Origin of the sequence: Klebsiella sp. Ech2A (assembly GCF_030078455.1) — a bacterium.
Taxonomy (GTDB): Bacteria; Pseudomonadota; Gammaproteobacteria; order Enterobacterales; family Enterobacteriaceae; genus Klebsiella; species Klebsiella terrigena.
Window position 1 is genome coordinate 17,758 of the sequence record NZ_JAQGFU010000018.1, and the last position, 14,288, is coordinate 32,045.

Annotated in this window: 13 protein-coding genes; 8 read left to right on the forward strand and 5 right to left on the reverse strand. The window is 59.0% G+C overall.

The features are described from left to right. The first annotated feature begins 118 nt into the window (after nucleotides 1–118). Together fsa and gldA are read left to right on the forward strand one after the other, a co-directional pair. A complete protein-coding gene (gene fsa / locus PFH44_RS06470) occupies nucleotides 119–781 on the forward strand; it encodes a fructose-6-phosphate aldolase (protein ID WP_041143446.1) in 663 nt (220 codons plus the stop codon). Between the two features lie 54 nt (nucleotides 782–835). After that, nucleotides 836–1,939 carry a bifunctional L-1,2-propanediol dehydrogenase/glycerol dehydrogenase gene (gene gldA, locus PFH44_RS06475; protein ID WP_045853653.1) on the forward strand — a complete coding sequence of 368 codons (1,104 nt, stop codon included), beginning with the start codon at nucleotides 836–838 and terminating at the stop codon, nucleotides 1,937–1,939. A gap of 31 nt (nucleotides 1,940–1,970) precedes the next feature. On the opposite strand, the gene metF is transcribed toward gldA, so the two are convergent. Both metF and PFH44_RS06485 read right to left on the reverse strand, forming a co-directional pair. Continuing rightward, the gene (gene metF, locus PFH44_RS06480) at nucleotides 1,971–2,861 is read right to left on the reverse strand and encodes a methylenetetrahydrofolate reductase (protein WP_041143444.1); all 891 of its coding nucleotides are present in this window, start codon (nucleotides 2,859–2,861) and stop codon (nucleotides 1,971–1,973) included. Nucleotides 2,862–3,049: 188 nt separating this feature from the next. Further along, a complete protein-coding gene (locus PFH44_RS06485) occupies nucleotides 3,050–3,955 on the reverse strand; it encodes a LysR family transcriptional regulator (protein ID WP_283824601.1) in 906 nt (301 codons plus the stop codon). An 88-nt stretch (nucleotides 3,956–4,043) separates the two neighbouring features. Here PFH44_RS06485 and PFH44_RS06490 point away from each other — a divergent pair, with 88 nt between their 5' ends. After that, nucleotides 4,044–4,415: a carboxymuconolactone decarboxylase family protein gene (locus PFH44_RS06490; protein WP_283824602.1), complete on the forward strand. Its 372-nt coding sequence runs from the start codon at nucleotides 4,044–4,046 to the stop codon at nucleotides 4,413–4,415. 45 nt (nucleotides 4,416–4,460) lie between these two features. Here the strand turns inward: PFH44_RS06490 and PFH44_RS06495 are convergent, their stop codons facing one another. Further along, complete coding sequence (locus tag PFH44_RS06495; RefSeq protein WP_045853656.1) at nucleotides 4,461–6,893, reverse strand: bifunctional aspartate kinase/homoserine dehydrogenase II; 2,433 nt, start codon at nucleotides 6,891–6,893, stop codon at nucleotides 4,461–4,463. Between the two features lie 2 nt (nucleotides 6,894–6,895). Continuing rightward, nucleotides 6,896–8,056 (reverse strand): cystathionine gamma-synthase, encoded by a 1,161-nt coding sequence (gene metB, locus PFH44_RS06500; protein ID WP_045853657.1) that lies wholly within the window; start codon nucleotides 8,054–8,056, stop codon nucleotides 6,896–6,898. Between the two features lie 268 nt (nucleotides 8,057–8,324). On the opposite strand from metB, the gene metJ reads away from it, so the two are divergent. Next, nucleotides 8,325–8,642, forward strand: a complete 318-nt coding sequence (gene metJ, locus PFH44_RS06505; RefSeq protein ID WP_004869405.1) for a met regulon transcriptional regulator MetJ — start codon at nucleotides 8,325–8,327, stop codon at nucleotides 8,640–8,642. 114 nt (nucleotides 8,643–8,756) lie between these two features. Here the strand turns inward: metJ and rpmE are convergent, their stop codons facing one another. Further along, the gene (gene rpmE, locus PFH44_RS06510) at nucleotides 8,757–8,972 is read right to left on the reverse strand and encodes a 50S ribosomal protein L31 (protein WP_045853658.1); all 216 of its coding nucleotides are present in this window, start codon (nucleotides 8,970–8,972) and stop codon (nucleotides 8,757–8,759) included. A 246-nt stretch (nucleotides 8,973–9,218) separates the two neighbouring features. Here rpmE and priA point away from each other — a divergent pair, with 246 nt between their 5' ends. From priA to hslV, 4 genes are all read left to right on the forward strand, one after another. Beyond that, on the forward strand, nucleotides 9,219–11,414 hold the full coding sequence (gene priA / locus PFH44_RS06515; protein WP_283824603.1) for a primosomal protein N': 2,196 nt from the start codon (nucleotides 9,219–9,221) through the stop codon (nucleotides 11,412–11,414). 151 nt (nucleotides 11,415–11,565) lie between these two features. Next, nucleotides 11,566–12,594, forward strand: a complete 1,029-nt coding sequence (gene cytR, locus PFH44_RS06520) for a DNA-binding transcriptional regulator CytR (protein WP_041143437.1) — start codon at nucleotides 11,566–11,568, stop codon at nucleotides 12,592–12,594. Between the two features lie 91 nt (nucleotides 12,595–12,685). Then, nucleotides 12,686–13,660 carry a cell division protein FtsN gene (gene ftsN, locus PFH44_RS06525; RefSeq protein WP_283824604.1) on the forward strand — a complete coding sequence of 325 codons (975 nt, stop codon included), beginning with the start codon at nucleotides 12,686–12,688 and terminating at the stop codon, nucleotides 13,658–13,660. A gap of 91 nt (nucleotides 13,661–13,751) precedes the next feature. After that, nucleotides 13,752–14,282, forward strand: coding sequence for an ATP-dependent protease subunit HslV (gene hslV / locus PFH44_RS06530; RefSeq protein WP_045853661.1), 531 nt, complete (start codon nucleotides 13,752–13,754; stop codon nucleotides 14,280–14,282). Nucleotides 14,283–14,288 lie beyond the last annotated feature (6 nt).

Genomic DNA, 14,288 nt, shown 5'->3' on the forward strand with positions numbered 1-14,288 from the left:
CTGTTACCCGCAATGCGTACATTTATCCAGTTTTTGGCAAATTTGTCATCTGGCGACCCGCCGGGCCCAGGCCGTATCCTTATCTCAACGTCACTGAATTACGCATTGAGGAAAGGTTATGGAACTCTATCTGGACACCGCGAACGTAGCAGAAGTTGAACGCCTGGCACGCATCTACCCGCTGGCCGGGGTAACCACCAATCCGAGCATCATCGCCGCGGGAAAAACGCCGGTTTGGGACGTTCTGCCCCGCCTGCAAAAAGCCGTTGGCCCGGATGGGATCCTCTTTGCCCAGACCATGAGCCGCGACGCGCAGGGCATGGTTGAAGAGGCAAAACGCCTGAGTAACGCCATACCCGGCATTGTGGTAAAAATCCCGGTCACCGCCGAAGGCCTCGCCGCGATAAAGCTGCTGAAAAAAGAGGGCATCACCACGCTCGGTACCGCGGTCTACAGCGCCTCTCAGGGTCTGCTGGCGGCGCTGGCCGGGGCAAAATACGTCGCGCCTTACGTCAACCGCGTTGACGCCCAGGGCGGCGACGGCATCCGCATGGTACAGGAGCTGCAAACCCTGCTGGAGCTGCACGCGCCGGGCAGCAAGGTGCTGGCGGCCAGCTTTAAAACTCCGCGTCAGGCGCTCGACTGCCTGCTGGCCGGATGTGAAGCTATCACCCTTCCTTTAGACGTAGCGCAACAAATGCTCGGCACGCCCGCGGTAGAGTCAGCAATAGAGAAGTTTGAGCAAGACTGGAATAGCGCTTTTGGAAATCTGAACCTGTAACCCGATCGGCGAACCGCCCGCGGGCGGTATCGCGATCATCCAGGAGGAATAGAAATGGATCGCATTATTCAATCGCCAGGCAAATACATTCAGGGTGCAAATGCTATCACCCGCCTCGGCGGCTATCTCAAACCGCTGGCCGAGCGCTGGCTTATCGTTGGCGACAAGTTTGTGCTGGGCTTTGCCGAAGAAAAGCTGCGTCAAAGCCTGACCGAAGCCGGCCTGGTCGCCGAAATTGCCCCGTTCGGTGGCGAATGCTCGCATAATGAAATCAATCGCTTGCGTGATATCGCAGGCTCAGCCCGCTGCAATGCCGTACTGGGTATCGGCGGCGGAAAAACGCTGGATACCGCAAAAGCATTAGCACATTTTATGAATCTACCGGTGGTAATTGCCCCCACCATCGCCTCCACCGACGCCCCCTGCAGCGCGCTCTCGGTTATCTATACCGACGAGGGCGAGTTCGACAGCTATCTGATGCTGCCGCGCAACCCAAATATGGTCATTGTTGATACCCAGATTGTTGCCGGCGCTCCGGCGCGCCTGCTGGCAGCCGGCATCGGCGATGCGCTGGCCACCTGGTTTGAAGCCCGCGCCTGTTCACGCAGCGGCGCTACCACCATGGCCGGCGGGAAATGCACCCAGGCGGCGCTGGCGCTGGCTGAACTGTGCTACCACACGCTGATTGAAGAGGGAGAAAAGGCGATGCTAGCGGCGGAGCAGCATGTTGTCACGCCGGCGCTGGAAAAAGTGATCGAGGCCAACACCTACCTCAGCGGCGTCGGCTTTGAAAGCGGCGGCCTGGCAGCCGCACATGCGATCCACAACGGCCTGACCGCCCTGCCGGACGCCCATCATTACTATCACGGTGAGAAGGTCGCCTTCGGCACGCTGACGCAGCTGGTGCTGGAAAACGCGCCGGTAGAAGAGATTGAAACCGCCGCCGCGCTGTGTCACAGCGTGGGCCTGCCGCTCACCCTGGCCCAGCTGGATATCAAAGAGGATATTCCGGGTAAAATGCGCATCGTCGCCGAAGCCGCCTGCGCGGAGGGAGAAACTATCCATAACATGCCTGGCGGAGCCACGGCGGATCAGGTGTACGCCGCGCTGCTGGTCGCCGACCAGTACGGTCAACGTTTTCTGGAGGAGTGGGAATAAATAAAAATGGCCCTCGAAGAGGGCCATTTTTTTACACCGCCGGGCGCACGCCCAGGGTGTGGCAAATCGCGTAGCTCATCTCCGCGCGGTTTAAGGTGTAAAAGTGGAAATCCTTCACCCCTTCGCGGCTTAAAATTTTGACCATGTCCATGGCGATGTTCGCCCCCACCAGCTGGCGAGTTTCCGCATCATTATCCAGACCTTCAAACATTTTCGACATCCACGTTGGAATACGCACGTTGGTCATATCAGCAAATTTCTTCGCCTGCTTGAAGTTGGATACCGGCAGGATGCCCGGGATAATTTCGACATCAATTCCCGCGGAGACGCAGCGATCGCGAAAGCGCAGGTAGCTTTCAACATCAAAGAAGAACTGGGTGATCGCCCGGTTAGCGCCGGCCTCAACCTTACGCTTCAGGTTCAGCAGATCCGCCTGGGCGCTTTTCGCTTCCGGGTGCACTTCCGGGTAGGCCGCCACGGAGATATCAAAATCGCCCACTTCTTTCAGCAGCGTCACCAGGTCCGCGGCATACATATCCGGCTTACCGCTGCCCGGCGGCAGGTCGCCGCGCAGGGCGACGATATGGCGGATCCCGTTGTTCCAGTAATCCTGAGCAATCGTGCGCAGCTCATCGCGGCTGGCGTCGATACAGGTCAGGTGCGGTGCCGCTTCAAGACCCGTGCGCTCTTTGATGCCTTTGATGATGCTGTGGGTACGGTCGCGTTCACCGGAGTTAGCGCCGTAGGTCACCGAAACAAATTTTGGCTTCAGGCTGCTTAAGCGATCGATGGATTTCCACAGGGTTTGCTCCATTTCACTGGTCCGCGGCGGAAAGAATTCAAAAGACACATTAATCTGGCCCTGCACTTCTGCCAGGCTCTGATTCAGGGCTTCCCGCTGATTGGCGTGAAAAAAGCTCATACCTTACCTCATCAATCGCATTTTATTGTTTGTCGTGTTGCGAACTTCTATACGTTTAGACGTCCAGATGTAAAAATGACGGAAAAGAGCCCGGGCGTCAATAGAAAAATCAGCGTAAAGAGTGAGGAATATTCAGAGAAGATGAAAATGATTCACATCGTTTATGCTAAACGCCACAGGGTTCGGCGCTAAGCGAATGATTCCTCAAGCAAGGGGAGCAGCCACGCGCGCAAAGCGTCATTCTGCGGCAGCGTGGCCACGCCCAACGCCAGCGGAAAATGCAGGCAGGCCTCATCCAGCGGATAAAAGACTACCCCCTGACGCTGAATAGCGGCAAAGGATGCCGGCAGCAAAATCATCCCTTCCCCACGCGCGATGCGGGCCAGCAGAACGTCATGCTCCGCAGGCTCTTCCACGTAGGCAGGCGTATACCCCGCCCGTTCAAACATCCGTCGGGTGTAGTCAAAAAATGCCGGATTGCGCTCGCGTTTAAACCAAAACAGCGGCCGATGGTTAAAGGCCCTGAGGGCCAGCCCGGAGACGCTGGATTCCGGCCAGGATGCCGGCAGCGCAGCGATCAGCGGCTCCTGATAGGGCAAGGGGGACAGAACCAGCCCGCTGGCATCAAGGGGGAGCGCCACCAGAGCCGCATCCAGCCGGCCCTTGCGCACCTGCTGCGCGAGGGATGGCGAGCCGTGACGGCTCATCTGCAAAGGGCGGCCACTCTCCCTTAACGCGGCTTCGGCAGCGGTAAACACGCCCTGCTCAAAGGCGGTCGTCAGCCCGATCCGCAGCGGCGGCTGCCCGCTATCGGAGAGCTGGCCCAGCGCGGTTAAGGTTTGCTCCTGTAGCGCCAGCAGAGGGCGAATGATATCCAGCACCCGCTGTCCCTCCTCCGTGAGGATCAGGCCCCGGGTATGGCGCACGAATAGCGCGGTTCCCAGCTGTTCTTCCAGGTGACGGATATGACGGCTAAGCGGCGGCTGCGAAATAAACAGGCGCTGCGCCGCCCGGCTAATATTGTTCTCCTCCGCGACCACGGCAAAATAGCGCAGCAGACGAAGATCCAGAGAATAGAGGCGTGAATTTGTCATACCGAAAAGGTATCACGAAAAGGGTATTACTCAAGCCCGGCAAACTTTCTTAATCTCCTCATCACACCCCACATTATGAGGAAAGATCGTGACTTCAGAACGTTTTACTACCGGCCTGGAGATGCTGCAGCGCGTTGACGGTAAGGGCGGCGAAGCCGTCGTTAACAGCCTGAGCGACATCGCCCCTGATTTTGCCCGCTATTTGATTGAGTTCCCTTTTGGCGATATTTACGCCAGGCCCGGGCTCGATTTGCGCAGTCGAGAGATCGCCACCATTGCCGCCCTGACCGCCATGGGCAACGCCGCCCCGCAGCTGAAGGTGCACATCGCAGCCGGGCTACACGTCGGCCTGACGCAGGAAGAGATCGTTGAAGTGATCGTGCAGATGGCGGTGTATGCCGGATTCCCGGCCGCCCTCAACGGGCTGTTTGCCGCCAAAGAGGTGTTCGCCGGGCGCTAGCGGCAAAAGAGACCGGACGGGCGTCCGGTCTCTCAGACAGGGAGATTACAGCAGCTGTGCCAGGCGATTAATATCCGATTGAATCGCGCCGGCGGTCACATCACGCCCGGCGCCCGGGCCGCGGATCACCAGCGGATTATCACGATACCAGCGGCTGTCGATAGCGAAGACGTTATCGCACGGCAGCAGCGCCGCCAGCGGATGCTCCTGGCGCACGGCCTCAACGCCGACGCGCGCCTTGCCGTTGGCGTCAAAACGCGCAACGTAGCGCAGCACCAGGCCCATTTCACGGGCGGCCTCAAGGCGCTGCAGCATCTGCTCGTTCAGCTCGTCGCCATTCTCAAAGAAGTGATCGACGGAACCCTCTTCGCAGTGCGCCGGCACCAGCGATTCCACGCGCACCTGGTCAGGCTCGATATCATAGCCCGCCTCACGCGCGAGGATCACCAGCTTGCGCATCACGTCTTTGCCCGAAAGGTCAACGCGCGGATCCGGTTCAGTTAACCCCTGCTGCCATGCCTGATCGACCAGATCGGTAAACGGCACCGTCCCGTCAAACTGCAGGAACAGCCAGGAGAGCGTCCCGGAGAAAATACCGCTCAGCGCCAGAATGGTATCGCCGCTGTCGATCAGGTCACGCACCGTGTGGTTTACCGGCAGCCCGGCGCCAACGGTGGCGTTGTAGAGCCAATGACGCCCCGTTTTCTCAAACGCGTCGTGGATCTGACGGTATTTATCGCTGCTGCTGGCCCCGGCCAGCTTATTGGCGCTGATCACGTGAAAACCGTGGCTGGCAAAATCAAGATACTGATCCGCCAGCTGCGCGCTGGCGGTCACGTCCAGCACCACTAAATCGTCGTACGGGTGGGCACGCATCCACAGGAACAGCGATTCTTCATCCTGCTCAACGGCCTCATCATGGAAGAAAGCCAGCGCGCGGCTGGCGTCCAGCCCTTCGTAATTCAGCAGGCTGCGGCGGCTATCCACCACCCCGGCGAGAACAAACTCAAAGCCGGTGCGGGCAGAAAGCGTGGTTTGCTCACGCGCAAACAGCTCCAGCCAGCGGGAACCGATATTGCCTTTGCCAAACAGCACCAGGCCGATGCGCTTTTCCGCGCGGAACAGCGACTGGTGCAGGCCCTGAATCAGGCTTTCGGTTGGGCCCGCGCGCAGCACGGCAACCAGGCTAATCCCCTCTTCAGACTGCCAGGTAAACTCAACCGGCTGCCCTTTCAGCTGCTGCCAGAAGCGGTGGCAGTGCAGCGGATTGCGGGTAACGCCCGCGCCAACCATCGCCACCAGCGCCAGCTTCTGACGTAAACGCAGCTCGCCAGGCAAACCGGCTTCATCGAGCAGCCGCAGCGCGCTGTCCGCCACTTCGGCGGTATAGCAGAACTGCAGCAGCCTGCGGTCGGCGTGCACGCCAACGGCCAGCGGGCGCAGCTGGGCGCGTTTAAAGATAAGGTCCAGCTCCTTGTGCGCCAGCTTGAAATCCTGGCCCGCGGGCACCTGGAACTCAATCAGGCACACGTCGTCATGGCTGGTGACAATCCGCGCCCCGGTCCCGGAAGCCAGAACGCGTTCAATACGCGTAGAACCCTGCTCAGGGGTGTAGCTACAGCGCAGTTGCAGGTCGATATCGCTGCCGGAGACCGGCTGGAGCGTACGCGCGTGCAGCACCGGCGCCGCCAGGCGAGCCAGCTCGCTAGCTTCATCCAGGCGCAGCAGCGGCAGCAGGCAGGCATCCTTCACTTTACGCGGGTCGGCGCTGTAAACCCCGGCAACGTCGCTCCAGATAGTGACGCGTGAGGCGCCGGCCAGAGCGCCGATCTGGGTGGCGGAATAGTCGGAGCCGTTACGGCCCAGCAGCACGGTTTCTCCGGCGTTGTTACGCGAGATAAAGCCGGTCACCACCAGACGTTTGTTCGGATGCTGCGCCATGAGCTGCTGCAGCAGCGGATAGGATAAACCTTCATCCACCTGCGGCTGCGCCGAACGCTCGGCGCGCAGGAAGCTGCGCGCATCAAGCCACGCGGCTTCCAGCCCCAGCTGGTTGAGGACCGCGGCCATCAGGCGCGCGGACCAGACTTCGCCGTGGCCAACCACTTCAGCGTATACCGCATCGGTGACGCCGCTATCCAGCAGACCCGCCAGTCGTTCAAGGTCGTGAACAAAGGTCGTAATGAGCGTGTCGGCAGCGTCTGCCGACAGCAGGCCGGAGATCAGCTCCATCTGATAACGGCGCAGCGACTGCTGTACCTGATGCGCAGAGAGGCGATCGGTCTGGCTGAGCTTCAGCCAGCTAATCAGCTGGTTGGTGGTGCTGCCGGCGGCGGAGACAACCATCATGTCGCCTGCCTGCGAGTATTCCGTCATGATCCCCGCGACGCGCAGGTAACATTTCGCATCCGCTAAACTACTCCCACCAAATTTGTGCAGCTGACGACCCTTCGCCCCTGCCTGCGCAATCACACTCATGTTTATTCCTCGTTTGCTGCCCGGAAGCCATTTTCCAGGTCGGCAATTAAATCTTCACCATCTTCAATACCGGTCGAAATACGCAGAAGCGTTTCTGAGATCCCCGCAGCCGCGCGCGCTTCAGGCGCCATGCCTGCGTGGGTCATCGTCGCAGCGTGAGAAATCAGACTTTCTACGCCCCCCAGCGACTCCGCCAGCGTAAATAGCGATAATCCGCTCAGGAAACGACGCAGCGTCTGCTCATCGCCATCCAGCTCGAAGCTTAACATCGCACCAAAACCTTTTTGCTGACGCGCAGCAATCTCATGCCCCTGATTTTCCGGCAGAGATGGATGATACAGTTTTTTCACCAGCGGCTGGGTTTTCAGATAGTCGACGATCGCCTGCGCGTTGCGCTGGGCCACCTCCATACGCGGGGAAAGCGTACGCAGACCGCGCAGCAGCAGGTAGCTATCGAAGGCCCCGCCGGTGACGCCAATATTATTCGCCCACCATGCCAGTTCGGTGACAGTCTGCGGATCTTTGGCAATCACCACGCCGGCGACAACGTCTGAGTGGCCGTTCAGGTATTTGGTGCACGAATGCAACACCAGATCGGCTCCCAGCGCCAGCGGATTTTGCAGTGCCGGGCTCAGGAAGGTGTTATCCACCACGCTCACCGCACCCGCTTCACGCGCCAGCGTGCAGATTTTCGCAATATCCACCACTCTCAGCAATGGATTACTTGGGCTTTCAACCAATACCAGCTTCGGTTTTTCCGCCAGCGCGGCGTTCAGCGCCTGCTCATCGTTTTGATCGACAAACAGCACGCGGTAGCAGCCGCGTTTCGCCAGGCTATCAAACAGACGATAGCTGCCGCCGTAGCAGTCGTGCGGCGCCACCAGCAGATCGCCCGGCTTGAGGTAAACGGTGGTCACCAGCAGAATAGCCGACATGCCGGTATTGGTCAGAACCGCGCCCGCGCCGCCTTCCAGCTCCGCCAGGGCGCGCTGTACCACGTCACGCGTTGGGTTACCGCGACGGGAATAGTCATGGGCACGAGGTTCGTTAAAGCCGGTGAAGTTATAGGTGCTGGAAAGGTGGATCGGCGGGACAACGCAACCGTACTGTTCGTCGTCATTTAAACCGCTACGCACTGCGATGGTGGCCTGTTTACGCGTCATGTTGGGCAGTTCCTGGGCTGAATCGGTGAAATGTCAGACTCCAGAGTAATCATTGTCACAATAGACGTCAATACATCTGGACATCTAAACTTCTTTGCGTATAGATTGAGCAAACAGGAAATAGCCGTTAAAATTATATGCATTAGCGCACATCCGTATCGGCTTATCTCATGTCAGAAAGACGACTCATGCGGTAAACTACGCGCGATTATGGCCCGGACTCAAGATTCAGGCCCTTAACTAATGACTAGAGGATTAAAGGTATCTCATGGCTGAATGGAGCGGCGAATATATCAGCCCATACGCTGAGCACGGTAAGAAGAGTGAGCAAGTAAAAAAAATTACGGTTTCCATTCCTCTGAAGGTGTTAAAGATCCTCACAGATGAACGCACGCGTCGTCAGGTCAACAACCTGCGTCACGCCACCAACAGCGAGCTGCTGTGTGAAGCGTTCCTGCATGCATTTACCGGTCAACCGTTGCCTAACGATGAAGACCTGCGTAAAGAACGCAGTGATGAAATTCCGGAAGCGGCGAAACAGATTATGCGTGAGATGGGCATCGACCCGGATACGTGGGAATACTAAGCCAATAAAAAAGGGCAGAAGAAAGCTTCTGCCCTTTTTTATTTCTCCGCGTTTGACGGCGAGAGAAACAAAAAAGCCGCCCTGAGGCGGCTTTTTCTTCTGGCTTCCGGCAACTTACTTGCTGGTGCCCGGTACGCTGAAGCGCTTGTTGAAGCGGTCAACGCGGCCACCGGTAGCAACATCACGCTGCTTGCCAGTGTAGAACGGGTGGCATTTACCGCACACGTCGAGGTTCAGGTCGTGACCAACGGTAGAGCGGATTTTCATGACGTTACCGCAAGAGCAGTTAGCAGTAACTTCTTCGTATTTCGGGTGAATATCTTTTTTCATGGGAGAACCTCAGTTAAGGCCGCGTCGCTCTTCCAGCCCTAACGCCAGACACCACGCGATGTTAATAATTTCCCGTAGACTTTCCGCCGTGCGGAACTCATGGGTAATAGTATAGGCTTTGGCACTGCACGAAGCACACCAAAGGCGGCGAATCATACAGAATTTGACCGACGGATGCAAACTGATCCGCGAGCCCTTATCACAATGTGTATACTAACCGGCCAGATTTCAAGTCAGGAAGATGACATGCCCGTCGCCCACGTAGCCCTGCCCGTTCCGCTGCCCCGCACCTTTGACTATTTGCTCCCTGAAGGCATCACGGTCAAAGCGGGCTGTCGCGTGCGCGTGCCGTTCGGTAAACAGGAGCGCATCGGCATTGTCACCGCGATTAGCGAACGCAGCGAGCTGCCGCTGGATGGGCTCAAGCCGGTCGCCGAAGCGCTGGACGCCGAGCCGGTCTTTTCTTCCTCTATCTGGCGGCTGCTGCTGTGGGCGGCCGACTATTATCATCACCCGATTGGCGACGTGCTGTTTCACGCCCTCCCCATCGCCCTGCGCCAGGGAAAGCCGGCCAGCGCGACGCCGCAGTGGTACTGGTTCGCCACCGAGCAGGGCCAGGCGGTAGACATCAACGGCCTCAAGCGTTCACCAAAGCAGCAGCAGGCCCTGGCCGCGCTGCGTCAGGGAAAAATCTGGCGTCATCAGGTGGCGGAGCTGGAGTTCAGCGATGCGGCGCTGCAGGCGCTGCGCGGGAAAGGGCTCTGCGAGCTGGCAAACGAAGCGCCGGCCATCACCGACTGGCGGACGAACTTCACCGTCCCCGGAGAGCGGCTGCGCCTGAATACCGAGCAGGCCACCGCCGTCGGGGCGATCCACAGCGCCGCTGACCGCTTTTCCACCTGGCTGCTGGCGGGGATCACCGGCTCGGGGAAAACCGAAGTTTATCTGAGCGTGCTGGAAAACGTGCTGGCGCAGGGTCGCCAGGCGCTGGTGATGGTGCCGGAAATCGGCCTGACGCCGCAAACCATCGCCCGCTTTCGCGAGCGCTTTAACGCTCCCGTTGAGGTCCTGCACTCCGGACTTAACGATAGCGAACGCCTCTCGGCGTGGCTGAAAGCCAAAAACGGCGAGGCGGCGATAGTTATCGGCACCCGCTCGTCGCTATTTACCCCGTTTAAAGACCTCGGGGTGATCGTGATTGATGAAGAGCACGACAGCTCCTATAAGCAGCAGGAAGGCTGGCGCTATCACGCCCGCGACCTCGCGGTGTGGCGCGCCCATAGCGAGCAAATCCCGATTATTCTCGGCTCGGCCACCCCGGCGCTGGAGACGTTACACAACGTTCGCCAGGGCAAATATCGCCAGCTCAAGCTGACCAGGCGCGCGGGTAACGCCCGCCCAGCCCAGCAGCACGTGCTGGATTTAAAAGGCCAGCAGCTGCAGGCAGGGCTCTCTCCGGCGCTTATTGCCCGGATGCGTCAGCACCTGCAGGCCGATAATCAGGTCATCCTGTTTTTAAACCGTCGCGGCTTCGCCCCGGCGCTGCTGTGCCATGACTGCGGCTGGATTGCCGAATGCCCGCGCTGCGACAGCTATTACACCCTGCACCAGGCGCAGCATCATCTGCGCTGCCACCACTGCGACAGCCAGCGGCCTATACCGCGTCAGTGCCCTTCCTGCGGCTCGACGCATCTGGTGCCGGTAGGGCTCGGCACGGAGCAGCTGGAGCAGGCGCTGGCGCCGCTGTTTCCTGAAGTGCCAATATCCCGCGTTGACCGGGATACGACCAGCCGAAAAGGGGCGCTTGAGCAGCATCTCTCCGATATTCATCGCGGCGGGGCGCGTATTCTGATTGGCACCCAGATGCTGGCAAAAGGTCACCACTTTCCGGACGTCACCCTGGTCTCACTGCTCGACGTCGACGGGGCGCTGTTTTCCGCCGATTTCCGCTCGGCGGAGCGCTTCGCCCAGCTCTACACCCAGGTATCCGGCCGCGCGGGCCGCGCCGGGAAACAGGGCGAGGTTATCCTCCAGACCCACCATCCTGAGCATCCGCTGCTGCAAACGCTGTTATATAAAGGCTATGACGCCTTCGCGGATCAGGCGCTCTCCGAACGCCAGGCGATGCAGCTGCCGCCGTGGACCAGCCACGTGCTGATTCGTGCGGAAGACCACAACAACCAGCAGGCCCCGCTGTTCCTACAGCAGCTGCGTAACCTGCTGCAGGCCAGCCCGCTGGCCGACGATAAGCTGTGGGTGCTTGGCCCGGTTCCGGCGCTGGCGCCAAAGCGCGGAGGCCGCTGGCGCTGGCAGATCCTGCTGCAGCACCCGTCGCGCACTCGCCTGCAGCACATCGTCAGCGGCACGCTGGCGCTGATCAATACGCTGCCGGAAGCGCGCAAGGTGAAGTGGATGCTGGACGTCGATCCTATTGAAGGTTAAGCCTTCTCCTGCGAGGCGGATCGAAAAAATTCAATGCTCATCACGTTTTTCATGAAAATTCTGTAACTCTATGCAGCGACTATCTGCTAAAAATGTTGTTGATGTCAGATCACCAGGGATGTGTCTGCGCCAGCCAGCGAGGAGAAAACAGGTGAAGCCCAAAAAACAGGTGGTTGCCGCCACGATGAAAGACGTCGCCCTGAAGGCTAACGTTTCAACGGCAACCGTATCCCGAGCGTTAATGAATCCCGATAAGGTTTCACAAACGACCCGCAACCGGGTAGAGCAGGCGGCGCTTGAAGTCGGCTATTTGCCGCAGTCGCTCGGGCGAAATATGAAACGCAACGAATCGCGCACGATTCTGGTGATTGTGCCGGATATTTGCGATCCCTTTTTCAGTGAAATCATCCGCGGTATCGAAATCACCGCGGCGGAACAGGGGTACCTGGTGCTGATCGGCGACTGCGCCCATCAAAACCGTCAGGAAAAAACCTTTATCGACCTGATTATTACCAAGCAGATCGACGGCATGCTGCTGCTCGGCTCCCGCCTGCCGTTCGATGCCGGCGTAGAGGAGCAGCGCAATCTGCCGCCGATGGTGATGGCAAACGAGTTTGCGCCAGAGCTCGAGCTGCCCACGGTGCATATCGACAACCTCACCGCCGCGTTCAACGCCGTCAACTACCTGCACGAGCTGGGGCACAAGCGTATAGGCTGTATCGCCGGTCCGGAAGAGATGCCGCTGTGCCACTACCGTCTGCAGGGTTACGTCCAGGCGCTGCGCCGCAGCGGGATAACCGTCGAGCCGCAGTATATTGCCCGCGGTAATTTTACCTATGAAGCCGGCTCTAACGCCCTCGAGCAGCTTTTATCGCTGCCCGTGCCGCCAACGGCGGTGTTTTGCCACAGCGATATTATGGCGCTGGGGGCTCTGTCACTGGCAAAACGCCGTGGCCTGAAAATTCCTGACGATTTGTCTATTATTGGTTTCGATAACATCTCTTTGTCTGAATTTTGCGATCCGCCATTGACGACCGTTGCGCAACCGCGCTTTGATATCGGCCGCGAAGCGATGCTGCTATTGCTGGACCAGCTGCACGGTCACAGCGTCAGCAGCGGCTCGCGACTGCTTGACTGCGAGCTGATCGTTCGCGGCAGTACGCGAAAAATCAGAGCATAACCATCAGGCTTTCGGGCCTGCTCTTCTGGTCAAAGGCCCGCCGCTTAAGTAACATGGCGGGCTGACGAATGAATAAGACAGCGAAACGATAGTGGCACAACGAGATTATGTACGCCGCAGCCAACCGGCTTCTTCGCGGCGCAAAAAGAGCAACACCCGAAGCTCAAGGAACAAGCAAAGCGGCCTTTCTGCTGTTTCACCTACTATGGTGGCAATCGCGGCGGCCGTGCTGGTGGCCTTTATCGGTGGACTGTACTTCATCACGCACCACAAAAAAGAAGAAGCTGAAGCGCTGCAAAACCGCCAGGCGGCAGGTAACGGCCTACCGCCGAAACCGGAGGAGCGCTGGCGCTATATTAAAGAGCTGGAAAGCCGTCAGCCTGGCGTACGTGCGCCAACCGAACCGACGGCCGGCGGCGAAGTGATGAAGCCTGAACAGCTGACCAACGAACAGCGCCAGCTGCTGGCACAGATGCAGGCCGATATGCGCCAGCAGCCGACCCAGCTGACCGAAGTGCCGTGGAACGAACAGACCCCGGCGCAGCGCCAGCAGACGCTGCAGCGTCAGCGCCTGGCTCAGCAGCAGGTACAGCAGCAGCAGTGGGCGCAAACCCAGCAGCAGGCGCCGGTGCAGCAGCCGCGCGCACAGCAGCGGGTTGCAGAACAGCCGGTACAGCAGCCGAAGCCGGTACAGCAGCCGAAACAAACGGCAGCGCCGCAGCCGTATCAGGATCTGCTGCAGACGCCAGCGCATACCGCAACCGCGCCTAAAACGCAGGCGGCCGCGCCGGTTGCGCGAGTTGAAGAGGCGCCAAAAGCCGCAGCCGAGAAGAAAGACGATCGCAGCTGGATGATCCAGTGCGGCTCCTTTAAAGGGGCTGAACAGGCGGAAACCGTCCGTGCGCAGCTGGCCTTTGAAGGCTTTGCCTCGCACATCACCACCAACAACGGCTGGAATCGCGTGGTCATTGGGCCGCTGAAAGGCAAGGAAAATGCCAACGACATGATCGGTCGCCTGAAAATGGCCGGGCATGCAAACTGCATTCGTCTCGCCGCCAGGGGTTGAAACCCTCAAAATCCCCCCCATCTATAATTGCATTCCGCCCCGCGTAAAGCGCGGGGCCCCTATTCCGCTTTTGTAACCAAGGGGTCTGCTCGTGACAACAATAGTTAGTGTTCGCCGTAACGGCCATGTGGTTATTGCCGGTGATGGCCAGGCCACGCTGGGCAACACCGTAATGAAAGGCAACGTGAAAAAAGTCCGCCGTCTCTACAATGACAAAGTGATTGCGGGCTTCGCCGGCGGCACCGCAGACGCCTTTACGCTGTTTGAACTGTTTGAACGTAAACTGGAAATGCACCAGGGCCATCTGGTCAAAGCCGCCGTTGAGCTGGCGAAGGACTGGCGTACCGATCGCATGCTGCGCAAGCTGGAAGCGCTGCTGGCGGTTGCGGATGAGAACTCGTCCCTGATCATCACCGGTAACGGTGACGTGGTGCAGCCAGAAAATGATTTAATTGCTATCGGCTCCGGTGGTCCCTACGCCCAGGCCGCTGCTCGCGCTCTGCTGGAAAATACCGATATGGGCGCTCGCGACATCGCAGAGAAGGCGTTGAATATTGCAGGCGATATCTGCATTTATACCAACCATTTCCACACCATCGAAGAATTAGCCTCTAAAGCGTAAGGATCT

What these genes read in the sequence shown, in the direction of transcription:
- PFH44_RS06485 (WP_283824601.1), bottom strand. Translation starts at nt 3,955, where the DNA reads ATGACAAATTCACGCCTCTATTCTCTGGATCTTCGTCTGCTGCGCTAT.
- metJ (WP_004869405.1), top strand. Translation starts at nt 8,325, where the DNA reads ATGGCTGAATGGAGCGGCGAATATATCAGCCCATACGCTGAGCACGGT.
- priA (WP_283824603.1), top strand. Translation starts at nt 9,219, where the DNA reads ATGCCCGTCGCCCACGTAGCCCTGCCCGTTCCGCTGCCCCGCACCTTT.
- PFH44_RS06495 (WP_045853656.1), bottom strand. Translation starts at nt 6,893, where the DNA reads ATGAGTGTGATTGCGCAGGCAGGGGCGAAGGGTCGTCAGCTGCACAAA.
- metF (WP_041143444.1), bottom strand. Translation starts at nt 2,861, where the DNA reads ATGAGCTTTTTTCACGCCAATCAGCGGGAAGCCCTGAATCAGAGCCTG.
- metB (WP_045853657.1), bottom strand. Translation starts at nt 8,056, where the DNA reads ATGACGCGTAAACAGGCCACCATCGCAGTGCGTAGCGGTTTAAATGAC.
- fsa (WP_041143446.1), top strand. Translation starts at nt 119, where the DNA reads ATGGAACTCTATCTGGACACCGCGAACGTAGCAGAAGTTGAACGCCTG.
- rpmE (WP_045853658.1), bottom strand. Translation starts at nt 8,972, where the DNA reads ATGAAAAAAGATATTCACCCGAAATACGAAGAAGTTACTGCTAACTGC.
- gldA (WP_045853653.1), top strand. Translation starts at nt 836, where the DNA reads ATGGATCGCATTATTCAATCGCCAGGCAAATACATTCAGGGTGCAAAT.